This is a genomic window from Streptomyces sp. A1136, assembly GCF_004795055.1.
GTDB lineage: Bacteria > Actinomycetota > Actinomycetes > Streptomycetales > Streptomycetaceae > Streptomyces.
This window is the reverse complement of the sequence record NZ_SSBJ01000058.1, coordinates 1-24,906: the sequence shown is the minus strand read 5'-3', so window position 1 is coordinate 24,906 and position 24,906 is coordinate 1. Positions and strand designations below refer to the sequence as shown.

Sequence of the window (24,906 nt, the reverse complement as noted above, 5' to 3'; positions counted from 1 at the left end):
CCTCCCCTCAGCCGAGGGCGAGGGTCAGCAGCGCCACGGTGGCCGCGGCCTCGGACAGGGCTCCGAAGACGTCCCCCGTGATCCCGTCGAAGCGGTGCACGCAGCGGCGCAGCAGGAGTTCGGCGGCGCCCAGGGCGAGGAGCACCGCCGCGGCGTGCTGCGCGGCGGCGGGCAGGCCCAGCGGGAGGGCCGCGACGGCGACCGCCGGCACGACGAGGGCGGCGACGGCCGCGGCCGAGCGGCGCGGCACCACGCCCGCGACGGCCGCGCCCAGGCCCCCGGGACGCGCCGCCGGGACGCCCTCGCGGGAGGCGAGGGTCATGGCGAGCCGCGCGGTGACGGCGGCGGTCAGGGCGGCGAGGGCGCCCCGGACCGGGCCGTCCGCGTACGCGTCGGCCAGGGCGGCCACCTGCCCGAGCAGCACGAGGAGCAGGGTGATCACGCCGAAGGGGCCGATGTCGGACTGCTTCATGATCCGCAGCGCCTCCTCGGCCGGCTTGGCGCTGCCCAGCCCGTCGGCGGTGTCGGCCAGCCCGTCCAGGTGCAGTCCCCGGGTCAACGCGGCCGGGACGGCGACGGTGACGACCGCCGCCAACAGCGGGCCGCCCCCGAGGAACAGCAGCAGCGCCCCGGCCGTCGCCGCGAACGCCCCTACGGCGAGGCCCGCGAGCGGGGCGCACAGCATCCCGGTCCGGGCGGCCGGCCGGTCCCAGCGGGTGACCCGGGCGGGCAGCACGGTGAGCGTGCCGAACGCGAAACGGATGCCGTCGCCCAGCCGGGCGCGCTCCCCGGGCGGGGCGGTCGAAGGATCTTCGTACGAATCTGTCATCGGCGCGAACGCTACCCGCTCACGGCGACCGGTAAATTGCCGCATACCTGCTAAACCGGGAGCACCTGTCGGATCGGGAGCACCTGCTCGGTCGCGAACGGGCGGGAGAAAGGGGTCGGCGGCATGGGTCACTGGTGGTATCGGAACATCGTCGAACCGGGGAAGCTGCCGCTGCTGCTCGCCCTGCTGTCCTTCGTACTGTCGTTCCTGGTCACCCGGGTGATCACCCGGCTGATCCGGGCGGGCAAGGGGCCGTTTCGCAACGTCTCACCGGGCGGCCTGCACATCCACCACGTGGTGCCCGGGGTGGTCCTCGTGATCATCGGCGGGTTCGGGGCGATCGCCAGCGGCCAGGGCGGCTTCGGCGCGCTGGTCTCGGCCGTGCTCTTCGGGCTGGGCGCCGGTCTGGTGCTGGACGAGTTCGCGCTGATCCTGCACCTCGACGACGTCTACTGGAGCGAACAGGGCCGCAAGAGCGTCGAGATCGTGGTCCTGACCGCCGCCCTGGTGGCGCTGGTACTGGGCGGGTTCCTGCCCTTCGGGGTCAACGACCTCAGCGCCGGGGAGCGGCAGAGCCGCGGCCTGGTCGTCCTGAACATGGCCGGGAACTTCGTCCTGGCGCTGGTCGCGCTGTGGAAGGGCAAGCCGCGCACCGCGCTGTTCGGGATCGTCGTGCCCTTCGTGGCCCTGATCGGCGCGATCCGGCTGGCCCGGCCCGGTTCGCCGTACGCGAAGCGGTTCTACGCCCGGCGCCCGCGGGCCCGCGCCCGGGCCGGGCTGCGCGCCTTCCACCACGACCGGCGCTGGGCCGCGCCGCGCCGCAAGTTCGAGAACTTCATCGGCGGCACCCCGGACCCGGAGCGGATCTCCATGCGGAAGGGCCCGCCGCGTTGAGCGGCGAGCCCTCCTCGCGTGCGGCCGGGGGCCTCAGCCCGGGATCAGACCGTTGTCGCTGAGCATCTCCCGGACCTCGTCCAGCGTCGCGTCCGGGGCGGGCAGGATGAGTTCCGACGGCTCCAGCGCGTCGTCCGGCAGCGGCTCGCCGAGCCGCCGGACCGCTTCGAGCAGGGCGCCGAGCGTGGCGCGGAAGCCCTGCTCGTCTCCGGACTCCATCTCCGCGAGGAGGTCGTCGTCCAACTTGTTGAGCTCGGCGAAGTGACCGTCGGCCAGCTTCACCTGGCCTTCCCCCATGATGCGGACAATCATGACGGGCCCCGTCCTACTGCTTGTCGAACCGGTGCTGGGTCTGCGACGGCCGGCCGGTGCCCGGGGCGCCGCCCTCGATGGCCTGCTGCTGGTCGGACGGGCCGCCCGCCAGCTCGGCCTTCATCCGCTGGAGTTCCAGTTCCACGTCGGTGCCGCCGGAGAGGCGGTCCAGCTCGGCCTGGATGTCGTCCTTGGAGCCGAGGCCACTCTGGTCGTCGAGGGCGCCGGAGGCGAGCAGCTCGTCGATCGCGCCGGCCCTGGCCTGGAGCTGGGCGGTCTTGTCCTCGGCGCGCTGGATGGCGAGGCCGACGTCGCTCATCTCCTCCGAGATGCCGGAGAAGGACTCGGCGATCCGGGTCTGCGCCTGCGCGGCGGTGTAGGTGGCCTTGATGGTCTCCTTCTTCGTCCGGAAGGCGTCCACCTTGGCCTGGAGGCGCTGGGAGGCGAGCGTCAGCTTCTCCTCCTCGCCCTGGAGGGTCTGGTGCTGCACCTCCAGGTCACTGACCTGCTGCTGGAGGGAGGCGCGGCGGGCGAGCGCCTCGCGCGCCAAGTCCTCGCGGCCGAGGGCGAGCGCCTTGCGGCCCTGGTCCTCCAGCTTGGCGGACTGGCCCTGGAGCTGGTTCAGCTGCAGCTCCAGGCGCTTGCGGGAGGTCGCCACGTCTGCGACGCCCCGGCGCACCTTCTGCAGCAGTTCCAGCTGCTTCTGGTAGGAGTAGTCGAGGGTTTCGCGCGGGTCCTCGGCCCGGTCAAGGGCCTTGTTCGCCTTCGCGCGGAAGATCATCCCCATACGCTTCATGACACCGCTCATGGGCTTCGCGCGCCCCCTTCTAGACGGACTTCGCTCCAGGTCACAGCCATGGCGGTGCCCGGTCTCCCGGGACGGCCGCCGGCAGGACCCACAGTACGGGCCCTGTCTCTATTACCGCACTGTTCCGGTGCGGATGCGCTCCTCCTCCAGGACGACTGCCCCCCGCGCCGCGTCAGGCGTGAGGAGTAGGTGATCCCAGGAGACGACCGGGACACGGGTGGCTCCCGTGCGCCCCCGGGACGTCCGCGCGGGAGGTGCGCCCGCCGTAAGAACCGTGCACAGGGAAGACGCCCGCCGTTGCCGGATCGTTCCCCGCCGAGGTGGGGCGGGCGCTCACGAGCACGTACGCTTGGGTTTTGTGTTTGGTAGCCGTTCCTCCAAGGAAGACAAGGACGCCGCCACCGAGAAGGTGGGCGCCGGCCTTTCGCAGCCCCGTCACCCCCAGGCCCCGAAGGGCCGCCCGACGCCGAAGCGTGCTGTGGCCCAGTCGCAGCGCAAGGCAGTGGTGGCCTCGACCGGCAACCGCAAGGAGGATGCCAAGCGTGCCCGTGAGAATCGCCGCGTAGAGCTGGCCAAGCAGCGCGAGGCGCTCGCCAACGGCGACCAGCGCTACCTGCCCGCCCGCGACAAGGGCCCGGTGCGCAAGTTCGTCCGCGACTACGTGGACTCCCGCTACTCGGTCGCCGAGATGTTCCTGCCGCTCGCGGTGATCATCCTGGTGCTGAGCATGGTCCGGATCCCCTCGATCCAGAACATCGCGCTGCTGCTGTGGCTCGGCGTGATCGTCCTGATCCTCCTGGACTCCGTCGGCCTGTTCATCCGTCTGCGCAAGGCCGTCAACGCGCGCTTCCCGGACGAACCGAAGCGCGGCGCCGTCGCCTACGGCCTGATGCGCACCCTCCAGATGCGCCGCCTGCGCCTCCCGAAGCCGCAGGTCAAGCGCGGGGAACGACCCTGAGCCGAACGACGCCCCGCTCCGGGGCGTCCGGGGAGGGGAACCAGGGATTCGCCGGGGGCGCCCGGCTGTGGCTGGAGGGACTGGGCGGACTGCGCAACGCGGTGCGCCAGGAACTCGTGGGCCGACAGGTCGACGAGCAGATCGTGCACCGCTTCCCCGTCGGGCAGCGGCTGCGCGTGCTCGACGTCGGCATGGGCCAGGGCACCCAGGCGCTGCGCCTGGCCCGCGCCGGCCACATGGTCACCGGCCTGGAGCAGGACCCCGACATGCTCGCGGTTGCGCACGCCGCGCTGGCCGCCGAGCCCGCCGGCATCCAGGAGCGGGTCCGGCTGCTGGAGGGCGACGGCCGCGAGACGGGAGCCCATTTCGGACCAGGCGGCTTCGACGTGGTGCTGTGCCACGGCGTCCTGATGTACGTGCCCGAGGCGGACGCGATGCTCGCCGGGTTGGCCCGCATGCTGGCGCCGGGCGGCTTGCTGTCCCTGCTCGTGCGCAACGGCGACGCCCTGGCGATGCGACCGGGGCTGGAGGGGGACTGGAACGCCGCTCTGGCCGCCTTCGACACCGTCGACTACACCAACCGGCTCGGTCTGGAGGTACGGGCGGACCGGTTGGCCGATCTGACCGCGACCCTGTCCGGGATCGGCGCCCCGCTCCAGGCCTGGTACGGGGTCCGCGTCTTCACCGACGGCACCGAGGCCGGCGAGAGCCTGCCGCGGGAGGCGGAACTGGAGCGGCTGCTGGCCGCCGAGGACCGCGCCGGACGGACCGACCCCTACCGCGGGGTGGCGGCGCTGCTGCACCTGTGCGGCGTACGGGGCTGACGCACCCGACCCGCCCCGTGCCCGCCCGGCGCACCCGGGCCGCGGTACGGGGCCGACGCGGGGCCGACGCCGTCCGACCCGACGCACCGCGGCCGCGGTACGGGGTCTTCGTCCGAGGGCGGTGTGCGGGACCGGCCCGGCACACCGCCGTCGCCCCGCGCGATCAGGCGCTCACGCGTCCAGCGCCTCGCGCAGGCTCATCGTGTACAGCTCGGCGCCGCCGTCGTCGGACAGCTTGACCCGTTCGACCCCGCCCTCCAGCAGTTCCTTCCAGTACTCACCGATCCAGGACTCCGCGTCCCCCTGCGTGGTGAACTCCTCAGGCTCCACCGACGGGTTGGTCTCGCCGCCGTCGGCCGCCTCGAACCGCCACGTCCACGCCATGTCCGCCTCCGTTGCTCGTCCGCCGCTCGTCTGTCGCTCGCGCGCGTACTCCGCCTTGAGTCTGCCCGCAGAGTAGCCGGGCGCGCAGCAGTCCCGACGACGCGGGAGGATCATTGCGTGGAACTCACTCTCCTCGGTACCGGAACACCCGAAGGACTGCCCCGCCCCGGCTGTCCCTGCGCCGGCTGCGCCCTGGCCGTCGGCCCGGCGGCCCGCGCCGCGACCGCCGTCCTCGTGGACGGCGCGCTGCTGCTGGACCTGACCCCGGGGGCGGTCCTGGCCGGCGCCCGCGCGGGACATTCGCTGTCGGGCGTACGGCAGGTCCTGCTCACCCATCCGCACGACGGTCCGGCGGTCGAACTGCCGCCCGGTCTGCCCGCCGCAGGTCGGGTCCCGGACGGCCGGGAGCTGGCCGTGATCAGCGGGCACCGGGTGCGGGCCGTGCCGATGGACGCGCCGGGCACCGGGTACGAGGTCGTCGGCCCGGACGGCGGCCGGCTGCTCTACCTGCCCCCGGGCGGCGCCCCGGCCGGCCTGGGCGCCGCCGCGAGCGGGCAGCTCCCCTACGACGTGGTCCTCGCGGACGTGACGGGCCGCCCGGAGGCGTTGGCGAGGCTGAGGGCGAACGGGGCGGTCGGCCCGGCCACCGACGTGATCGCCGTGCACCTCGACCACGACACCCCGCCCGGCCGGGAGCTGGAGCGCCGGTGCGCGGCCTTCGGCGCGCGGGCGGTGCCGGACGGCACCACGGTGGTGACGGGCGAGTACCGGGCGCTCCCGGAGGTGCCGCGCCGGACGCTGGTGCTGGGCGGTGCCCGGTCGGGGAAGTCGTTCGAGGCCGAGCGGCGGCTGGCGTCGTTCCCGGACGTGGTCTACGTCGCCACCGGCGGTTCCCGGGACGGGGACGCGGAGTGGGCGCAGCGCGTGGGCCTGCACCGGGAACGGCGTCCGGCGAGCTGGCGGACGGTGGAGACGTGTGAGCTGGTGCCGCTGCTGGGGGACGGGGCGGGGCCGCCGCTGCTGGTGGACTGCCTGGCGCTGTGGCTGACGGACGCGATGGACCGGGCGGGGGCCTGGGACGACTCGGTGTGGGCGGCGGGCGGTCTGACCGAGCTGCGCAAGCGGACCGGCGCGCTGGTGGACGCCGTGCGGGCGACGCGTCGACCGGTGGTGTTCGTCAGCAACGAGGTGGGTGCGGGCGTGGTCCCGGCGACGGCCTCCGGGCGGCGCTTCCGCGACGAGCTGGGCCGGCTGAACAACGCGGTGGCGGCCGAGTGCGAGCACGTGCTGCTGGTCGTGGCGGGCCAGGCGTCGGTGTTGAAGCCCTGACCGTGGCACGGCGGCCGCCGATCCCCCGGCGGGAGCCCGGCGCGGCGTGACACGGAGGCCGGATCGGGGGGCTTGGGGAAGGCCTCACCGCCTGTACGCTCTGGCAGATGACCACGCTGAACCTCGACGAGTTCTCCGATCTGATCGAACGCCCCGACGGGGGCGTCCGTCGTGATGCCGAGGACCGCCGCGAACGGCTGGCCGTGCCGCCCGGCGCGCTGGGTCGGCTCGACGAGCTCGGCGAGTGGCTGGCCGCCGCCCAGGGCCGGGTACCGGTCCGGGCGATCGAGCGGCCGCGCGTCGTGCTGTTCGCCGCCGACCACGGGATCGCCGCCGCGGGGGTCTGCGCCAGGCCCGCCGGCTCCGCCCACGAGTTGGTGCGCGCGGTACTGGAGGGGACGAACCCGGTCGCCGTCCTGGCCGGCCGGTTCGGCGCCACGATCCGCGTCGTCGACGCGGGCCTCGACTGCGACCCCGGGTCGCTCCCGGCGGACGTCACCCGTCACCGGGTCCGGCGCGGCAGCGGTCGCATCGACGTGGAGGACGCGCTGACGCCCGAGGAGGCCGAGGCCGCGCTCCGGCTCGGGATGCGCGTCGCCGACGAGGAGGCCGACGCGGGGACCGACCTCGTCGTGCTCGGCGACCTCAGCGTGGGCGGCACCACGGTGGCCGCGACCCTGATCGCGGCCCTGTGCGGCACGGACGCCTCGGTCGTCACCGGCCGCGGCGGGGTTCCCGTCGACGACCTGACGTGGATGCGCAAGTGCGCGGCGATCCGCGACGCGTTGCGCCGGGCCCGCCCGGTCCTAGGCGACCAGGTGGCCCTGCTGGCCGCGGTCGGCGGCGCGGACGTCGCCGCCATCACCGGGTTCCTGCTCCAGTGCGCGGTGCGCCGTACGCCGGTCATCCTCGACGGCGTCGTGTCGGCGGCCTGCGGTCTGGTGGCCCAGCGGGCCGCGTTCCGCGCACCGGACTGGTGGCTCGCCGGCCAGGCGAGCGGGGAGCCGGGCCAGGCCAAAGCCCTGGACCGGATGGCGCTCAACCCCGTGCTCGACCACGGCGTCACAGTGGGTGAGGGAACCGGGGCGTTGCTGGCCCTCCCACTCGTCCAGGCGGCCGCCGCACTCGCGGCGGACCTGCCCGAGCGGGCGGCGCGGGAACAGAAGGACTGAATCGACGGGCGCCACGGGCCTGAGCAGTCCGGGGTGCTCGAACCGCCCGTGGACGGTGACGCCCCATACCATCGCATTCCATGGGAGAGGTCCGCTTGACCAGCGTAGAAACAACGACGGTTGCCAACGGCAGGAAAGAACCCGGCGGTGATGCCGCCGCCAAGGCGGCGAACCGCAGGGGGACCGCACCCTCGCGGCGCGGGGCCGCGTTCGCGGTCTGGTACCTGAGAGCCGTCACCTTCGTGAACTTCCTCAGCGCGGTGTGGCTTTCGCTCGGGCAGGACCTGCGCCGACACAACACCGCCGACTTCTACACCCCGTACCTGCTCACGGCCGGATTCGCGTCCGGGCTGTTCTCGCTGATCCTCGCGGTCACCATGGGCCGCCGCAAGCGGGCCGCCTGGATCCTCAACCTGGTGATCAGCGGGATGCTGCTGTTCGCCTTCGCCACCGCGGCCTTCGCCCCGTGCACGGGCGGGGAGTTCAACTTCTGCTACCCCGAGTTCCGCGATCACGCCCAGAACTGGGTGTCGTTGATCCTGACGGCCGCCTTCGTCGGCGCCCTGGTGGTGGGCCGCCACGAGTTCTACGCCAAGGGCGACCGGTCCAACCCCAAGCTGGCCACCGCCGTCGGCGCCGTCGGCCTGCTGGTGACCTCGCTCGTCGCCGCCCTGCTGGTCGGCGCCACCAACACCGACCCGGACCGGGCCCAGGCGACGTTCCTGGCCCGGTGGCGGTACGGCGTGATGCGACTGGTCACCCTGGAGCCGAACGACCGGGCCTACGACGGGATCGCCACGCCCGGCTGGGTGGACGTCTCGATCAACGTCATGTCGATGATGCTGCTGCTCGCCGTGCTGTTCGCGGCGTTCCGCGCGCGCCGCGCCGTCGACCCGCTGACCCCCGAGGACGAGGAGCGGCTGCGGGCGCTGCTCGCCAAGCAGGGCGACCGCGACTCCCTCGGCTACTTCGCGCTGCGCCGGGAGAAGTCCGTCATCTGGTCCCCCACCGGCAAGGCCGCCGTCACCTACCGCGTCGTCGGCGGTGTCTCGCTGGCCTCCGGCGACCCGATCGGCGACCCCGAGGCCTGGCCGGGTGCCATCGAGCCCTGGCTGGCCGAGGCCCGCGAGCACGGCTGGATCCCGGCCGTGATGGGCGCCGGCGAGGAGGCCGGGCAGATCTACGCGCGACACGGACTGGACGCGCTGGAGCTGGGTGACGAGGCGATCGTCGAGACCGACGAGTTCACCCTGGAGGGCCGCGCCATGCGGACCGTCCGGCAGGCCTACAACCGTGTCAAGCGGGCCGGGTACACCGTTCGCATCCGCCGCCACGCCGATGTCCCGACCGACGAGATGGACAACCTCCTCAAGCGGGCGGACGACTGGCGCGACGGCGCGACCGAGCGCGGTTTCTCCATGGCGCTGGGCCGGCTGGGCGATCCGGACGACGGCCAGTGCGTGATGTTGGAGTGCTTCGACGGGCAGGGCGAGCTGCGTGCCCTGCTCTCCTTCGTGCCGTGGGGCCCCAAGGGCCTGTCGCTCGACCTGATGCGCCGTGACCGGGACTCCGAGAACGGCCTCATGGAATTCATGGTCATCGAACTGCTGGAGCGCTCGAAGGAGATCGGCGTCACACAGGTCTCACTGAACTTCGCGATGTTCCGTTCCGTCTTCGAACGGGGGTCCAAGCTCGGCGCGGGTCCGGTGCTGCGCATGTGGCGCTCGCTGCTGAGCTTCTTCTCCCGTTGGTGGCAGATCGAGTCCCTCTACCGGGCCAACGCCAAATACCGGCCGATCTGGGAACCGCGGTTCATGCTCTTCGAGAAGAGTTCCGACCTGCTGCGGATCGGTATCGCGGCGGGCCGGGCCGAGGGCTTCCTGGAGGCACCCGGCCTGCCGAAGTGGCTGCACCGCAGACATCTGGAGACGCGTCGTTGACAGCGTGGTCGAAACCCTCACCGCGGCGGTTCGCCCGCCGCGAGTGGGGGCCAATGTTCCGGACGATCCGGGACGCGCTCGTCCACGAGAAGTGGCGGGCGATCCCGATGACCATCGGCGCGGTCGCCCTGACCTCGTTGTTCCAGATCGTCCAGAACACCCCTTGGGGTTTCCAGCCCGTGCAGGACCTCGGCTCGGTCAAGGCCGCCGACCCGCTCTGGCTGGCGCTCCTGCGGACCCCGCTCTCCCTGTTCGTGCCGGCACTCGACCTGCCGGTGTGGGGGGCGCTCGCGCAGATCCTGCTGGTCTTCGGCATCTCCGAGATCTGCATCGGCTGGTGGCGCACCCTGGTGATCGGCTACGTCGCCACCCTCGCCGGGACCACGTACGCCCGGATCGGGCTCTCGCTGGGCCCCGGACACCCCTTCGGCCTGCCGGTGTCCGACCGCGTCGTGAACGACACCGGGCCCTCGGCGGCGGTCGTGGGGCTCGCCATCTTCGTCTGCTGGCGCTACCGCGCGTATCTGACCGGCGGCATCGTGATCGCCGTCATGATCGGCGAGGTGCTGATCAAGGACAACCTGGCGGGCAAGGAGCACCTCGCGGCCATCGCCGCCGTCATGGCGGTGTGCGCGGCCCGCGCGAAGTGGGGCCCGGAGCGTTCCCGGACGCCGCTGGGCCGCAGGCCCCCGCCCGAGCCGTCGCCCCGCGTACGCCGGGACTGACACCGGGTAGGACGGGGACCGACCCCCGTGCACCGGGACCGACCCGGGCCGCAGGAGGAGGCCGTACCGTAGCTTCCCGTGACGACAGACCCCATCCACCAGGGACGCTTCTGTGCGCTCCGGCGGTGGCTGCGGCTCCATCCGCCGGCCACCGACAGCGTCCTCGCGCTCGGTGCGCTCGTCTGCATGGTGGTCGGCTCCTTCGCCGACCCGCACGGGCCGCACGGGCCGACCTTCGGCACCCGCGCCCCCGAGCCGTTCTCGTTCGTGCTGATCGTGCTGGGCTCGGTGGCCCTCGTCTTCCGACGCCGCCGGCCGCGCGCCGTGCTCGCGGTGACCATCGCCTTGTCCCTGTCGGAGTTGTCCACGGGCGAGCCCCGGGCGCCCGTCGCGATGTGCACGGTGATCGCGCTGTACACGCTGGCCGCCCGCACCGACCGGCCCACCACCTGGAAGGTCGGTCTGCTCACCATGGCGGGGCTGACGGGCGTCGCCATGCTGGCCGGACCACTGCCCTGGTACTCGCAGGAGAACATCGGCGTCTTCGCCTGGACCGGCATGGCCGCCGCCGCCGGGGACGCGGTGCGCAGCCGTCGCGCCTTCATCGACGCCATCCGGGAGCGGGCCGAGCGCGCCGAACGCACCCGGGAGGAAGAGGCCCGGCGCCGGGTCGCCGAGGAGCGGCTGCGGATCGCGCGGGACCTGCACGACGTGGTGGCCCACCACATCGCCCTGGTGAACGTGCAGGCCGGGGTGGCCGCGCACGTGATGGACAAGCGTCCCGACCAGGCCAAGGAGGCGCTGGCCCACGTACGCGACGCCAGCCGCTCCGCGCTGAACGAACTGCGCGCCACGGTGGGGCTGCTGCGCCAGTCCGGTGATCCGGAGGCGCCGACGGAGCCGGCGCCGGGGCTGGCGGTGCTGGAGGAGCTGACGGACACCTTCCGCAACGCCGGACTGCCGGTGAAGGTGATGGTCGAGCTGGGGCGGGCGGGCGACGGCCTTCCGGCGGCCGTGGACCTGGCCGCGTACCGGGTGATCCAGGAGGCGCTGACCAACGTGCGCAAGCACGCGGGGCCGGGCGCGACGGCCGAGGTCAGCGTGGTGCGGGTGGGGGCGTCGGTGGAGGTGACCGTGCTGGACGACGGGGGCACCTCGGCCGACTCGGCGCCCCGCCCGGCGGACCCGGGCGGCGGCCACGGACTGCTGGGAATGCGGGAGCGGGCCGGGGCCCTGGGCGGCTCGTGCTTCGCCGGGCCCCGCTACGGCGGCGGTTTCCGCGTGCACGCCGTCCTGCCGGCGTAGTCCCGGGCGCCCGCGCGCGTACGGCCCGCCGCCGACCGGGTTGGCGCCGCTCGCCGCGGCCCCGGACGCCCGCGGGCGCGTACGGCCCGTCAGGGCGTGCGGTAGCGGGCCCCGATGCCGGCGATGACGAGTGACAGGCCCTCTTCGAAGCCCTCGTCGTAGCCCTGGAAGAGTTCGGCGCCCGCCGCCGCGGCGAGGGGGAACGCCGACATCCGGGCCGCGCGTTCGGTGATGTCGTAGCCCTCCCTGCGTTCACCCTGGACGGGCTCGACGCCCTGTTCCTCGGTGACGAAGCCGAGGGTGAAGCAGGAGGCGGTCGAGAGGGCCCGGACCGCCTGGGCCGGCGTGAAGCCGGCCTCCACCAGCGCGCGCAGGTTCGTCTCCAGCCCGAGGGCGTGTTCGGTGCCGGTGAAGCGCGAACCGCTGAAGACCTTGGCGCCGTCGCGGTAGCCGAGCAACGCCGCGCGCAGCGCGCGGTTGACGGCCAGGAGCCGCTCCTGCCAGGTGGCCTCCGGGGCGAGCCGCACCCCCGCGACCATCCGGCGGTACATCTCGGTGGCCATCTCGTCCAGCAGTTCCTGCTTGCCCTTGAAGTGCCAGTAGAGGGCGGGCGCCTGGACGTTCAGCTCCTTCGCGATGGCCCGCAGGGTCAGTCCGTCCAGGCCCGCCTCGTTCAGCAGGCGCAGCGCCGTCTCCACGACCTGCTTCTTGTCCAGTTTCGGTGGTCTCCGGGTCGTCACGCTTGACAGCTTAACACCGTTAAGGCAATGCTTGGGAAGCAACTTAACGACGTTAAGGAGACGTGACATGGACAGCACGAACGGCATGAGCGACACGGACAGCGGCGCGGGCGGCGGCACGGCCGGCGGCACGGGCACGCACACGGACGTCCTGATCGTCGGCGCGGGCCCCACCGGCCTCGCGCTCGCCGTCGACCTGACACGGCGCGGGATCGACGCACTCGTCGTGGAGCGGGCCGGCGGGCTCTTCCCCGGCTCCCGCGGCAAGGGCATCCAGCCCCGCACCCGTGAGGTGTTCGACGACCTCGGCGTGGGCGACGCCATCGACGCGGCCGGCGGCCCCTACCCGCTCGCGATGATCTGGCGGGACGGCCGGCGCCAGGGCGACCAGCCGATGTTCGACGCGGGCGCCCCCGGCGAGGACTCGCCCTACCACGAGCCCTGGATGGTGCCGCAGTGGCGCACCCAGGAGATCCTCTCCACCAGGCTCACGGAACTCCGCGGCGCGGTCGCCTTCGGCCGGGAACTGGCCGGTCTCCGCCAGGACCCCGAGGGAGTGGACGCCGTCTTCGCCTCCGGGGAACCCGTCCGCGCCCGCTACGTCGTGGCCGCCGACGGCGGCCGGTCCACCGTGCGGCGCGCGCTCGGCATCGCGATGACCGGCGAGAGCGTCGACCCGAACCCGGTCCTGGTGGCCGACGTCCGCGTCACGGGACTCGACCGCGACAACTGGCACGTCTTCCCGGCCGCCGACGACACCGGGGTCCTCGCGCTCTGCCCCCTCGCCGGCACGGAGGACTTCCAGCTCACCGCCCAGTTCCCGGAGGGCACGGACATCGACCTCTCCCTCGACGGCGTCCGCGCGGTGGTGGCCGCCCGCTCCCACCTGGCCCCCGAGGACGTGACGGAAGTCCGCTGGGCCTCCGACTTCCGGCCCCGGGCGGCGCTCGCCGACCGGTTCCGCGAAGGTCGCGTCTTCCTCGCCGGGGACGCCGCACACGTCCACTCCCCCGCGGGCGGCCAGGGACTGAACACCAGCGTCCAGGACGCGTACAACCTCGGGTGGAAGCTGGCGGCGGTGCTCACCGGGCGGGCCCCCGAGTCCCTGCTCGACACCTACGAGGAGGAACGGCTGCCGGTGGCCGCCGACATGCTCGGCCTGTCCACCCGGGTCCACCGGGGCGAGACCCGGCGCGGGGCGGCCACCCGGATGCTGGGCCTGGGCTACCGGGGCTCCTCCCTCTCCGTGGACACCCGCACCGGCCTGCCCGAGGCCGCACTGCACGCGGGCGACCGGGCGCCGGACAGGGTGCGCGGCGGCGTGCGCCTCTTCGACGCGTTCCGCGGCCCGCACTGGACGCTGCTGGCCGTCGGCACGCCGGCGCGGGCGGACCTTCCGGACCTGCCCGGCGTCCACACCGTGCGCGTCCCGTCCTACGCGCCCTACGGCGACGGGGTGTTCCTCGTCCGGCCCGACGGCTACGTGGGCTGGGCGGGTGACACCGGAGAGGGCGTCGCCGCGTACGCTACCTCGGTCGGCGCCCCGGCTACGGCTCGCCCCGGGGCGGGCACCAGCGGCGCCACGAACCCAGGTCGGTCTTCTTCTGGAGCGAGCTGAGCCCCTCCCGCTGCGAGACGGGGCACCACTCGCGCAGCGAGCCCTCGTACTCGACGTGGAACACGGCCTTGCCCGCCGCGACGAACGGCCGGTACCGCTCGCACTCGTCGTATTGCGCGCACTGCTCGTTGACCGCGAACTCGAAGTCCCGCACCAGTTCGGGGATCTGGTCGAGGTCGTTCTTGAGCCCGACCGACAGTCCCCGGTCGTGGGCGAGCCTCGCGATCAGCCGGTTGTAGGCCAGCTGGTCGGCGGCGGTGAGCGGGAAGCCGGAGGAGTTGGCGTACCCGTCCATGTTGTCGGGCTCGATCGCGTCGAAGCCCTTGGCCTTGCACATGTCGAACCGCTTGGCCATCAGCGGTTCCAGTTCGGCCGAGCGCCGGATGTCCAACCAGCGCTCCCCCTCCCAGCCGTTGCCCTCGCCCAGCAGTTCCTTGGGGAAGGCCGCGGCGTCGGGGCGGAAGTCCTCCCAGGCGCCCGTGGAGAGGTAGCAGATGGTCTTGCGGCCCGTCTTCTTCAAGGCGGCCACCTGTTCCTTGGTGGTGTTGAAGCCGTCGACGTCGTACACCGCCGCCTTCACGGAGGTGTCCAGCGTGCCGGTCAGCTGCCACTGCCAGCTCACCCGCGGCGCGGGCTGCCAGCGCTGACCCGGCGCCGGGTCGGGTGACAGGTCGTCGGGTTCGGGCAGCTCGGGCGCCGAGGTACAGGAGGCGAGGAACAGGAGCGGGCCGACGAGCAGCCAGGCCAGTGCCCGGCGCCTCATGCTCCGGCCTCCAGCTCGTACGGGAGGGTCCCCCACGGGTGCGCGCCGGAGCCGGGGACCGCGCAGTGCACGGCGGCCCCCCGCTCCAGGGCCAGTTCGGCGGCCGGTGCGCCCGGCGGGACCGCGTACACGAGGTGGCAGAACCTCTGGGCGGGGTGGTCGGCGGTCCACCCCGGGGCGGCGCCCGCGTCGCGGTAGGCGTCCCAGGGGCCCTCGAAGGTGACGAGCAGGTCGGCGAGCGCCGCGTACCCCGGGTGCGGGTGGACGCCGTGGTTGAGGACGAGGGTGTGGGCTCCCGCGGCCCGAGCGGCCACGGCGAGCCGCCGGTAGTGCGGCAGCAGTTCCGGGTCGGCGGACGCCTGGTCGAGGAAGGCGCCGTCGGTGGCGTACCAGTCGCGGTGGCGCAACAGGTCCCGGACCACGTCCGCGTGCGGGCGCCGTCCGTAGTCGGTGTCGACGTACCCCAGCACGGGCACCCCGGCGGCCCGCAGCCGCCCGGCGACGGCGGCGAACCGTCCGTCGGGGGCCTCGCCCGGCCCGCTGTCGGGGTTGAGCACCACCGAGTGCAGCCGGCCGGCCGAGGCGATCAGCGACTCCCACGCCTCGGGCCGGTCGGCGGGGTGCTCGTAGAGGGGCACCAGCAGCATGACGTCCTTCTTCTCGTGCGTCGTCTCGTACGGTGTCACCTGCGCGGCGCCCTACGGGTCCGCGCGCTCAGCGGTGGGCCGTGGCGCGGCCCAACAGCAGGCACACCAGGGTCGCCAGGACGGCCGCGGCCGCCCCCGCCACCAGCAGTTGGACCAGTCGCGGCTGGCCGAGCCTGGTCAGTACGGCCAGGCTCTGGGCGAACGCCGCGCAGGCGCAGACGATCGCGGCGGGCCGGACCGCCCCGAAGGACTGGAGCAGCAGCCCCGTCCACATGACGGCGCCGAGGAGCGGCAACGCCGCCACGCGGGCCCCGGTCAGGCCCGGCGCCCCGGGCCACAGCAGGGTCCCGGCCACCCCCAGCGCCAGCAGCACCACCAGGTAGCGGGCGAGGCAGCCGGCCAGGGTGACCAGCATCCGGCGTCGGAACGCCCGGGGGGAGCGGGCCGCCCGCAGACCGGCGAGGCTGCCGCTGCGGAAGCGGTGCAGCAGCCATTCGGCCGGCCCCATGCTGAGGGTGAGCGCCACCGCCGAGGGCGCGGCGACCGCCTCGGCGGGGCCACCGGCGAGCACCTCCCCCAGGGCGGCGTACAACACGAGCAGCCCGGTGCCCAGACCGAAGACGCCGTACGGAACGGAGTCCGCGAGCCGGGGTCCGCGCGGCGCGTACTCCTCCTCGGCGCGGCGCAGCGTCCGCCACCGGACGGGACCCCCGCCGGGGCGGGCCCGTGTCCGGTCCCGGACCCGGCGTACGAGGGCCTGGACCCCCTCGATCACCGGCAGTTCCCGGACGGCCAGGGCGCAGGCGGCCAGCAGGGACACCACCAGCAGGGTCACCCGTACCGGCACGGGCAGGTCGACGGCGAGCGTGAGCAGCGCCCCCGCGGCCATCGGGCCGAGCGCGGCGAGCAGCACCCGCTCCCGCCCGAGGACCAGCAGCACGGTGGCGGCGCCGACGTACAGTGCCTGCCCGGCGGCGAACACGTAGGAGAACGGCGGCCCGCCGGGCACCGCCAGTGCGGCGGCGGTACCCAGCAGCGCCCCGGCGGGTGCCCCGGCGAGCAGGGTCCGTCCGGCGGCGGCCCGGTCCCCGAGGCCGAGCCAGGAATAGGCCCGGTGGGACAGCGTCTGGTCCCACACCCAGCCGATCAGGGCGCCGGCGAGCAGGGTGAGCGTCCCGGCGGGCAGCCCGAGCCGGTCGGGCGGCCCTTCCAGCAGGGGGGCGCCCAGCAGGTAGGCCAGGCCGGGCAGGGCGAAGATCACCCCGCGCAACAGGCAGGCGGTGAGGGACACCTTCCAGGGGTCGGGGATGCTCTGCGGCTCCGGGAAGGAGCGCGGCACCTTGGCGTAGAGCTCCTCCGCGAGCGCGAAGGAGTCGTGGCGGCCGTAGGTGAGGCGGATGTGCTCGTCGTTCATCCCGTCGGATTCGAGGATGGCGGCGATCTCGTCGGGATGGACGGCGGCGGCGGCGAACCCCTCGAAGCGTTCGACGAGTTCGTCCATCGGGTCGGCGGCCGGTCGGGCCGTCCGTCGGGGACGGGGGATGGCGGGCAGGGTGTTGCCGCCCGGCACCTTGAGCCACAGGGAGCCGCTCACCTGCTCACTCCCCCGGACTCTCCCCCGGCTACCGCCGGGGGGACCCCCACCCCGGGGGACCCCCACGCCGCGAGTTCCCGGTACCAGGGGTCGGCGAGCCGCTGGGTCCAGTCGTCGCCCGGGTGGACCGGCAGGACGGGCTGGCCGGCGAGTTCCCGGTAGATGTGGCGGAACCCGTCCACCGACTGGTGGAGGGTGAACTTCTCGACGACCCGCTCGCGGGACAGCCGACCGAGTTCGGCCCGGCGTTCGTCGTCGCGGAGCAGGGCCAGGGTGGCGCGGGCCATGGTCTCGGGCTCGCGGGGCGGGACGACGAGCCCGGTGTCGCCGACGGCCTCGCGCACTCCCCCCACATCGGTGGAGACGGTGGTGCGGCCGCAGGACATGGCCTCGATGATGCTGAAGGGGAAGCCCTCGCTGATGGAGGAGAGCATGACGATCGAACCGGCCGCGTAGGCGCGGGCGACCTCCGCGATACGACCCTCGAAGGTGATGCCGTCGGCCACCCCGATCTCGGCTGCGAGCTTCTCCAGGCGCAGTTTGTAGTCCTCGCACCCGGCGGGGACCGGACCGAAGAGCCTCAGCCGCAAGGCGGGGATCTCCTCGCGCATGAAGGCGTAGGCGCGGATGAGCGTTTCGAGGTCCTTGATGGGGTCGACGCGACCGCACCAGCTGAGGGTGGGCACCTCGGGTTCGGGGCCGGCCTCGGGGAAGGCGTGCGGATCGACGCCGTTGTAGACGGTACGGATGCGGTCGGAGGCGGCGCCTCCGCGCTCTTCCCAGCGGCGGTTGTACTGGTTGCAGGGGGTGATCAGGTCGGCCTGCCGGTAGCCCTCGGTGTTCAGCTCGCGGTAGAAGCCGAGCATGAGGGCCTTGACGGGCCAGCGCTGTTCGGCGGTGCGGTAGCCCAGGTAGCGCTCGCGCAGGTAGATGCCGTGCTCCGTGAGCAGGAAGGGCACCCCGTCGAGGTGTTTCGCCGCGAGGGCCGGCAGGGTGGCGAGGCCGCTGCTGACGGCGTGGGAGACGCTGTCGCGCGGGATGCGCACGCCGAGCGGGCGCAGGGCGTGTTCCAGCAGGTCGGTCGCGGTGAGGGCGTCGTGGATGGTGGGCGCGGCCTCGGCGGTGGGCATGCCCGGGCGGGTCCAGATGTCCATCAGCAGTCGCAGGACGGACTCGGAGCGCAGGGCGGGGGCGAGGCGGCCGGAGCGGGCCAGCAGGGCCAGTTCGCGCAGGGCTCGGGAGAATCCGCCGTGCGCGGGGTCGAGCATCGACAGCAGGAACGTCTCGTAGGTGTCGGTGAAGCGGCGCCGGGCCTTGCCGCGCAGGGCCGAACGGAGCGTGCGCGGGGGCGGCGGCCCCCAGAGCGGGACGGCGGTGTGCCGGTAGACGTTGCGCGGCAGTCGCCAGGTGACCGGCTCGCGTCCGGAGCCGGTCAGGGCTATGACGTTGAAGTCGACTTCCGGCATTCCCCGGACGAGTTGGTCGCACCAGGTGCTGACGCCCCCGTGTACGTGCGGGTAGGTGCCTTCGGTGAGCATGGTGACATGACGCCCATGGCTCATGCGGTGTGTCCCCCCAGGACGGAAAAGGGGCCGGCGCCCGTGGTTCGCGGAGCGCCGGCGCAAGGTGATGCTGCGTACGCGTGCGGTTGGATCGGTTCCGGCCGGGCGGACGGCCGGAGGGCCGTCAGGCCAGCTTGAGCGTGACGGCCGACTGCAGCGGTTCCGGAGCCGTCCACGCGGAGCGGGAGCCCGCGTACGCGGTGCCGAAGTCCGCGGTGCCGAGCAGGAGCTGCTTCTTGGTTCCGACGGGCGCCGTGACGGGGGCGACCACGCCCGAGGGCGCCTTGACGGTGACGTCCTTGCCGATGCGGTAGGCGGTGACCTTGTTGGCGGCGAGCGCGGCGTCCCAGGCGGCGCGGCGGCCGAGTTCGACGCCGGTGTCCTTCATGCTCTGGTTGACGATGGGGGCGTTGGGGGCGTAGAGCGTGCGGTAGGTGTCGAGGACCTGGTTGAGCACCGGGTAGAGGGTGCGGTCCTCGGCGAGGTTGGACTGGTGGACGTAGTGCGGCCGCGGGTCGTTCGCCAAGACGTGCCGCAGCGCGGTGCGCGCCTCGGTGGGCACGACGTAGTCGAGGTAGCCGGTGGTGGCGTCGAGGGGGGCCGGCAGGCAGGTGGAGGTCGCCGGGTTGTCCTCGCAGGCGCCGCTGCCGCCCTGGGCGCGGCTGGTGTAGATCCAGTTGTACTCGTCGGCCATCTCCGCGTTGGTGCCCGTGTTGTAGTACACGTTCATCGGGTAGCGGGGGACGGTCAGGGCGGCGCCGACCGCGCGCTGCGCGGACTCGCGTGAGTTGTCGCTGCCGGCCCACTTGACCCCGTTGTCGGCGAGGGCGCCCGCCAGGTTCGGGTTGTCGGTGGGCTGCTGCGGCAGCGTCTTGAGGCCGGAGTGCTCACCCGTGACCAGCTCGGAGCGGTCGGTGGTGATGCCCTTGGAGGCGGCCCAGTTGTTGTTGTCGCGGATCTGGGCGGAGATGTCGGCGCGGCTCATCCAGTTGATGGCGCCCTGGGCGTTCTTCGTGCAGGTCCAGGGGACGGTGGTGACGTCCTGGACACAGCCGAGGAAGGCGTGCGTGTAGGTGTGGTTCAGCCACCGGTACTGGGCCCGGTCCGCGATCAGTTGGGTGGTCAGGGCGTCGGTGCCGCCGTTCTCCGTCTTCCATTCCTCGCCGGCGCCCGCGTTGAAGAGCAGGTCCAGCTTGAAGCCCTTGGACTTCTGCCACTGCGCCGCGTACTGGGCGTCGGCGGCGGTCATCCGGATGGTGCTCTCCTTGCCCTCGCCGCCGGCGCAGGCGTAGTCGCCGGGCGTGCAGTTGAGGTCCTTGCTCCAGCGGGCGTCCGGGGCGAAGACGTCGTCGACGTGGACCGCGAAGTAGTTCCGTTCCTGACCGAGGTGGACGCCCTGGGTCAGCCAGTCGACGATGCCGCGGGCGAGCAGCCGGAACTGCTGCTGGTACTCGTTGTAGCCGAAGGTGACGACCAGTTCGCTGCGCCCGTCGTGGGCGTACTCGCCGACCAGCGAGGCCCGTCCGGAGCCGACGGGGGCGTCGAGGTAGCTGGTGTAGCCGGCGCGGGGCTTGGCGATGAACCCGTAGCTCTCGGGGATCAGCGGCGAGTTGTCCTCGAAGGCGACCTGACCCCCCAGGTAGCCGAAGGGGCCCGCCTTGCCGGCGGCGGTGACGGCCGCCTGGGTGCCGTCGAGTGTGCCGCTGTAGCCGCCGTTGTCGGTGTATTCCAGGCCGACTTCGGGGTGCGCCCAGGTGTAGGCGTCGACCTGGCGGATTCCGTACGTCGTCTCGTAGGCGCTGAGGGCGGCCGACTCCGCAGAGCCCGCGCCGAAGGGGTTCTCGTTGGGCAGGACGACACCCTGGAACTTGGCGCGCGGGCGCCCGTCGACGGTGTCGCTCAGGAAGGCCGCGTCGATGACCGGGCGGCTGCCGCTGCCCAGGTCGACGCGGGTGTACGGCACTCCGGTGTCCCGGAGTTCGGCGGTGATCGCCGCGACCGAGCTGCCGCCGTCGTCGACGACCAGAACCCTCAGGTCGACGCGCGGTACGACGGTGGCCGCCTGGGCGCTCGCCGCGGGCACCGCCACGGACATCAGGGCGGTCGCGGCCACGGCCGCGGCGACCCTGTTCATCCGATTCCTGTTCTTACTGACCATTTCGGCCTTGTTGACCATTTCGGCCTTCCCCCCGCAGGCTCTCTCTGCGCCGGCCATGGCGGACGGCCGACCGGAGAGGCTCTGTGGAAATCATGCAAAGGGACCCCACGCCCCCTTGCGAGAGTGGCTCGAGTCTCCAGGGACCTCGTCAGGTCTAAAGGGCAAACCTGGAACACAGACCACAGATGGGTGAACCTGTCAGTGGTCCCGTCGAACAACTTGTCAAACCTTCGAGTGACGTACGGACGACCGCGTGCGCGTACGCTCGTTTCCGGGTGCCGCCGCGCCCGAATACGATCGCTGCGGAGCGGCCGGCGACCCTGACGCGACCGCAGCGCACCCATACACAAACGGAAGCGAGACTTCACCACCGTGACTGCTCTGACTCTCAGCACTGCCGGCGCGGCGACGCTCCGCGCCGACGCCCTCGTGGTCGGCGTGGCGAAGGGCCCGAAGGGGCCTGTCGTCGCCGCGGGCGCCGAGGCCGTGGACAAGGCGTTCGACGGAAAGCTGGCCGCCGTGCTCGACGCCATGGGCGCCTCGGGCGCCGAAGGCGAGGTCACCAAGCTGCCCGCACCCGCCGGTCTGAAGGTCCCGGTCGTGCTGGCCGTCGGGCTCGGCTCCGTACCGGAGCAGGACGAGTCGTACGACGAGGAGGCCCTGCGCCGCGCCGCCGGCGCCGCCGCCCGCGCCCTGCACGGCTCGAAGAAGGCCGCGTTCGCCCTCCCCCTGGACGACGCCTCCGCCGTCACTGCCGTCGCCGAGGGCGCGCTGCTCGGCGCGTACGCCTTCACCGCCTACCAGGGCGGCGAGAACAAGGTCGCCCGCGCCGGCGACAAGAACGGCGGCCCCAAGCAGCCGCTCGCCGAGATCGCCCTGCTCGGCGCCAAGCCGCGCGACAAGGAGCACAAGGCCGCCGCCGAGCGCGCCACCGTCCTCGCGACCGAGGTCAACGTCGCTCGCGACCTGGTCAACACCCCGCCGAACGACCTGACCCCCGAGGCCTTCGCCGCGGTCGCCACCGCGACCGCGAAGGAGAACGGCGTCAAGGTCCAGGTGCTGGACGAGAAGGCGCTGGTCAAGGGCGGCTTCGGCGGCATCATGGGCGTCGGCAAGGGCTCCGAGAACCCGCCGCGCCTGGTGAAGCTCTCCTACACCCACGCCAAGGCGGAGAAGACCCTCGCCTTCGTCGGCAAGGGCATCACCTACGACTCGGGCGGCATCTCCCTCAAGCCGGCCGGTCACAACGAGACGATGAAGTGCGACATGGCCGGCGCCGCCGCCGTGTTCGCCGCCGTCATCGCCGCCGCCAAGCTGGGCCTCCGGGTCAACGTCACCGGCTGGCTCGCGCTCGCCGAGAACATGCCCTCCGGCACCGCGACCAAGCCCGGCGACGTCCTGCGCATGTACAGCGGCAAGACCGTCGAGGTCCTCAACACCGACGCCGAGGGCCGGCTGGTCCTGGGCGACGCGCTGACCCGCGCCTCCGAGGAGAACCCGGACGCGATCGTCGACGTCGCCACCCTGACCGGCGCCATGGTGCTGGCCCTGGGCGACCGGACTTTCGGCATCATGGCCAACGACGACGCCTTCCGCACCTCGATCCACGAGATCGCGGAGGAGGTCGGCGAGTCCTCCTGGCCGATGCCGCTGCCCGAGGAGCTGCGCAAGACCATGGACTCCCCCACCGCCGACATCGCCAACATGGGTGTCCGGATGGGCGGCGGCCTGGTGGCCGGCCTCTTCCTCCGGGAGTTCGTCGGCGAGGGCATCGCCTGGGCCCACCTCGACATCGCGGGCCCGGCCTTCCACGAGGGCGCCCCGTACGGCTACACCCCCAAGGGCGGCACCGGCTCCGCCGTGCGCACCCTCGTGCGGCTGGCCGAGCGGACCGCGACCGGCGACCTCGGCTGACGCCGCGGCCCCACGTGATCACGCGCCCCGGGACCCGGAAGGGGTCCCGGGGCGCGTTCGCTCTGGACGAAATCTCGACGATCAGTAGTTTTCTACGCACCGGTAACCCGCATTCCGGCAGAACGGCCGTCGCCGGGCGGGGCCCGGCGTCCCGTGTTCCCCCGACAAATGCGAAGATGGGTTCTCGGCAGGACAGGGCCCCCACCACAGGGCCGAAGAAACAAGCGGCCGAATACCAGCCGCCGCCCGGTCACAGAGGACCGGTGCCCGGCGCACATGCATGGAGGACGTGACGTGGCGAACGACGCCAGCACCGTTTTCGACCTAGTGATCCTCGGCGGTGGCAGTGGCGGTTACGCCGCGGCGCTGCGCGCCTCCCAGCTGGGTCTCGACGTTGCGCTGATCGAGAAGAACAAGCTCGGTGGCACCTGCCTGCACAACGGCTGCATCCCCACGAAGGCTCTGCTGCACGCCGGTGAGATCGCGGACCAGGCGCGCGAAGCCGCTCAGTTCGGTGTCAAGGCCTCTTTCGAGGGCATCGACATCGCGGGTGTGCACAAGTACAAGGACGACGTCATCTCGGGCCTGTACAAGGGCCTGCAGGGCCTGGTCGCCTCCCGTAAGGTGACGTACATCGAGGGTGAGGGTCGGCTTTCCTCCCCGACGTCCGTCGACGTGAACGGGCAGCGCGTCCAGGGCCGCCACGTCCTGCTGGCGACCGGCTCCGTGCCGAAGTCGCTCCCGGGCCTGAACATCGACGGCAACCGCATCATCTCCTCGGACCACGCGCTGGTCCTGGACCGCGTGCCCGAGTCCGCGATCATCCTGGGCGGCGGCGTGATCGGCGTCGAGTTCGCCTCGGCGTGGAAGTCCTTCGGGACCGACGTCACCGTCATCGAGGGCCTCAAGCACCTGGTCCCGGTCGAGGACGAGAACAGCTCCAAGCTCCTGGAGCGCGCCTTCCGCAAGCGCGGCATCAAGTTCAACCTGGGCACCTTCTTCGACAAGGCCGAGTACACCGAGAACGGCGTGCGCGTCACCCTGGCCGACGGCAAGACCTTCGAGGCCGAGGTGCTGCTGGTCGCCATCGGCCGCGGCCCGGTCTCGCAGGGCCTGGGCTACGAGGAGCAGGGCGTCGCGATGGACCGCGGCTACGTCCTGGTCGACGAGTACATGCAGACCAACGTGCCGACCATCTCCGCCGTCGGTGACCTCGTCCCGACCCTCCAGCTCGCGCACGTGGGCTTCGCCGAGGGCATCCTGGTGGCGGAGCGTCTGGCCGGTCTCAAGACCGTCCCGATCGACTACGACGGCGTTCCGCGCGTCACGTACTGCCACCCCGAGGTCGCCTCCGTCGGCATCACCGAGGCCAAGGCCAAGGAGATCTACGGTGCGGACAAGGTCGTCGCCCTCAAGTACAACCTGGCGGGCAACGGCAAGAGCAAGATCCTGAAGACCGCGGGCGAGATCAAGCTCGTCCAGGTCAAGGACGGTGCCGTGGTCGGCGTCCACATGGTCGGTGACCGCATGGGCGAGCAGGTCGGCGAAGCCCAGCTGATCTACAACTGGGAGGCCCTGCCTGCCGAGGTCGCGCAGCTCATCCACGCGCACCCGACCCAGAACGAGGCGCTCGGCGAGGCCCACCTGGCCCTGGCCGGCAAGCCGCTGCACTCCCACGACTAATCGTCACCGGGCGCGACGACCACTTCCGCACTTTCGTAAGGAGCAACAGAAACCATGTCGGTTTCCGTAACCCTTCCGGCGCTCGGCGAGAGCGTCACTGAGGGCACTGTCACCCGCTGGCTCAAGGCCGAGGGCGAGCGCGTCGAGGCCGACGAGCCGCTGCTCGAGGTCTCGACCGACAAGGTCGACACCGAGATCCCGTCGCCCGTCGCCGGCATCCTGGCCTCCATCAAGGTCGCCGAGGACGAGACCGTCGAGGTCGGCGCCGAGCTGGCCGTCATCGACGACGGCTCGGGCGCGCCGGCCGAGGCCGCCGCTCCGGCCGCCGAGACCGCCGCCGCCCCCGCGCCGGAGGCCCCGCAGGCCGTCCCGTCGACCGAGGTCGAGACCCCGGCTCCCGCTCCGACGGCCGAGGCGGCCACCGGTGGCGGTTCCGCCGAGGGCACCGATGTCGTGCTCCCCGCGCTGGGCGAGTCCGTCACCGAGGGCACCGTCACCCGCTGGCTCAAGCAGGTCGGCGAGTCCGTCGAGGCCGACGAGCCGCTGCTGGAGGTCTCCACCGACAAGGTCGACACCGAGATCCCCGCGCCGGTCGCCGGCACCCTGCTGGAGATCCTGGTCGGCGAGGACGAGACCGCCGAGGTCGGCGCGCGTCTGGCCGTCATCGGCGTCGCGGGTGCCGCCCCCGCCGCCGCCCCGGCCCCGGCCCCGGCCGCTGCCCCGGCCCCGGCCGCCGCTCCGAGATCG

The 24,906-nt window shown here is 72.8% G+C and carries 22 protein-coding genes; 12 read left to right on the top strand and 10 right to left on the bottom strand.

Annotated elements, in window-relative coordinates; all coding sequences use genetic code 11:
- Positions 1–7 precede the first annotated feature (7 nt).
- Positions 8–829, bottom strand: a complete 822-nt coding sequence (locus tag E6R62_RS34215; RefSeq protein ID WP_136217382.1) for an adenosylcobinamide-GDP ribazoletransferase — start codon at positions 827–829, stop codon at positions 8–10.
- A 123-nt stretch (positions 830–952) separates the two neighbouring features.
- Here E6R62_RS34215 and E6R62_RS34210 point away from each other — a divergent pair, with 123 nt between their 5' ends.
- Entirely contained in the window at positions 953–1,723 is a 771-nt protein-coding gene (locus E6R62_RS34210) for a hypothetical protein (protein WP_136217381.1), read from the top strand.
- Between the two features lie 33 nt (positions 1,724–1,756).
- Here the strand turns inward: E6R62_RS34210 and E6R62_RS34205 are convergent, their stop codons facing one another.
- Both E6R62_RS34205 and E6R62_RS34200 read right to left on the bottom strand, forming a co-directional pair.
- Positions 1,757–2,035, bottom strand: a complete 279-nt coding sequence (locus E6R62_RS34205; protein ID WP_136217380.1) for a hypothetical protein — start codon at positions 2,033–2,035, stop codon at positions 1,757–1,759.
- Positions 2,036–2,048: 13 nt separating this feature from the next.
- On the bottom strand, positions 2,049–2,843 hold the full coding sequence (locus tag E6R62_RS34200; protein WP_136217379.1) for a PspA/IM30 family protein: 795 nt from the start codon (positions 2,841–2,843) through the stop codon (positions 2,049–2,051).
- Positions 2,844–3,192: 349 nt separating this feature from the next.
- Between E6R62_RS34200 and E6R62_RS34195 the strand changes: the two genes are divergently transcribed.
- Entirely contained in the window at positions 3,193–3,801 is a 609-nt protein-coding gene (locus E6R62_RS34195; protein WP_240802061.1) for a DUF3043 domain-containing protein, read from the top strand.
- A 101-nt stretch (positions 3,802–3,902) separates the two neighbouring features.
- Positions 3,903–4,625: a bifunctional 2-polyprenyl-6-hydroxyphenol methylase/3-demethylubiquinol 3-O-methyltransferase UbiG gene (locus E6R62_RS34190; protein ID WP_136217377.1), complete on the top strand. Its 723-nt coding sequence runs from the start codon at positions 3,903–3,905 to the stop codon at positions 4,623–4,625.
- Between the two features lie 171 nt (positions 4,626–4,796).
- On the opposite strand, the gene E6R62_RS34185 is transcribed toward E6R62_RS34190, so the two are convergent.
- Positions 4,797–5,009, bottom strand: coding sequence for a hypothetical protein (locus tag E6R62_RS34185; RefSeq protein WP_136217376.1), 213 nt, complete (start codon positions 5,007–5,009; stop codon positions 4,797–4,799).
- A gap of 117 nt (positions 5,010–5,126) precedes the next feature.
- On the opposite strand from E6R62_RS34185, the gene E6R62_RS34180 reads away from it, so the two are divergent.
- The 5 genes from E6R62_RS34180 to E6R62_RS34160 all read left to right on the top strand — a co-directional run bounded on the left by E6R62_RS34180 (position 5,127) and on the right by E6R62_RS34160 (position 11,480).
- Positions 5,127–6,338 (top strand): bifunctional adenosylcobinamide kinase/adenosylcobinamide-phosphate guanylyltransferase, encoded by a 1,212-nt coding sequence (locus E6R62_RS34180; RefSeq protein ID WP_136217375.1) that lies wholly within the window; start codon positions 5,127–5,129, stop codon positions 6,336–6,338.
- Between the two features lie 107 nt (positions 6,339–6,445).
- Positions 6,446–7,510, top strand: a complete 1,065-nt coding sequence (gene cobT, locus E6R62_RS34175; protein ID WP_136217374.1) for a nicotinate-nucleotide--dimethylbenzimidazole phosphoribosyltransferase — start codon at positions 6,446–6,448, stop codon at positions 7,508–7,510.
- Positions 7,511–7,590: 80 nt separating this feature from the next.
- Positions 7,591–9,450, top strand: coding sequence for a phosphatidylglycerol lysyltransferase domain-containing protein (locus E6R62_RS34170; protein ID WP_136217373.1), 1,860 nt, complete (start codon positions 7,591–7,593; stop codon positions 9,448–9,450).
- A gap of 53 nt (positions 9,451–9,503) precedes the next feature.
- A complete protein-coding gene (locus tag E6R62_RS34165; protein ID WP_136217372.1) occupies positions 9,504–10,175 on the top strand; it encodes a hypothetical protein in 672 nt (223 codons plus the stop codon).
- A 78-nt stretch (positions 10,176–10,253) separates the two neighbouring features.
- Entirely contained in the window at positions 10,254–11,480 is a 1,227-nt protein-coding gene (locus tag E6R62_RS34160) for a sensor histidine kinase (RefSeq protein WP_240802060.1), read from the top strand.
- 89 nt (positions 11,481–11,569) lie between these two features.
- Here the strand turns inward: E6R62_RS34160 and E6R62_RS34155 are convergent, their stop codons facing one another.
- The gene (locus E6R62_RS34155) at positions 11,570–12,220 is read right to left on the bottom strand and encodes a TetR/AcrR family transcriptional regulator C-terminal domain-containing protein (protein WP_136217371.1); all 651 of its coding nucleotides are present in this window, start codon (positions 12,218–12,220) and stop codon (positions 11,570–11,572) included.
- Between the two features lie 85 nt (positions 12,221–12,305).
- On the opposite strand from E6R62_RS34155, the gene E6R62_RS34150 reads away from it, so the two are divergent.
- Positions 12,306–13,838 (top strand): FAD-dependent oxidoreductase, encoded by a 1,533-nt coding sequence (locus E6R62_RS34150; protein ID WP_136217387.1) that lies wholly within the window; start codon positions 12,306–12,308, stop codon positions 13,836–13,838.
- Here the strand turns inward: E6R62_RS34150 and E6R62_RS34145 are convergent.
- From E6R62_RS34145 to E6R62_RS34125, 5 genes are all read right to left on the bottom strand, one after another.
- Complete coding sequence (locus tag E6R62_RS34145) at positions 13,768–14,601, bottom strand: endo alpha-1,4 polygalactosaminidase (RefSeq protein WP_136217370.1); 834 nt, start codon at positions 14,599–14,601, stop codon at positions 13,768–13,770. The two genes, E6R62_RS34150 and E6R62_RS34145, sit on opposite strands and share 71 nt — an antisense overlap.
- Entirely contained in the window at positions 14,598–15,248 is a 651-nt protein-coding gene (locus E6R62_RS34140) for a spherulation-specific family 4 protein (RefSeq protein WP_136217386.1), read from the bottom strand. Before E6R62_RS34140 ends, E6R62_RS34145 begins: the two co-directional genes overlap by 4 nt.
- 67 nt (positions 15,249–15,315) lie before the next feature.
- Positions 15,316–16,842 (bottom strand): hypothetical protein, encoded by a 1,527-nt coding sequence (locus tag E6R62_RS34135; protein ID WP_136217369.1) that lies wholly within the window; start codon positions 16,840–16,842, stop codon positions 15,316–15,318.
- On the bottom strand, positions 16,839–18,404 hold the full coding sequence (pelF, locus tag E6R62_RS34130; protein ID WP_136217368.1) for a GT4 family glycosyltransferase PelF: 1,566 nt from the start codon (positions 18,402–18,404) through the stop codon (positions 16,839–16,841). The genes E6R62_RS34135 and pelF overlap by 4 nt, the downstream gene beginning before the upstream one ends.
- Before the next feature lie 124 nt (positions 18,405–18,528).
- Positions 18,529–20,538: a hypothetical protein gene (locus tag E6R62_RS34125; protein WP_240802059.1), complete on the bottom strand. Its 2,010-nt coding sequence runs from the start codon at positions 20,536–20,538 to the stop codon at positions 18,529–18,531.
- A 396-nt stretch (positions 20,539–20,934) separates the two neighbouring features.
- On the opposite strand from E6R62_RS34125, the gene E6R62_RS34120 reads away from it, so the two are divergent.
- The 3 genes from E6R62_RS34120 to E6R62_RS34110 form a co-directional block, all read left to right on the top strand.
- Positions 20,935–22,476, top strand: a complete 1,542-nt coding sequence (locus E6R62_RS34120; RefSeq protein WP_136217366.1) for a leucyl aminopeptidase — start codon at positions 20,935–20,937, stop codon at positions 22,474–22,476.
- A gap of 294 nt (positions 22,477–22,770) precedes the next feature.
- Positions 22,771–24,159, top strand: coding sequence for a dihydrolipoyl dehydrogenase (gene lpdA, locus E6R62_RS34115; protein ID WP_136217365.1), 1,389 nt, complete (start codon positions 22,771–22,773; stop codon positions 24,157–24,159).
- A 54-nt stretch (positions 24,160–24,213) separates the two neighbouring features.
- Positions 24,214–24,906 (top strand): biotin/lipoyl-containing protein (locus E6R62_RS34110; RefSeq protein WP_306432503.1); only part of this gene is annotated, 693 nt, incomplete at its 3' end.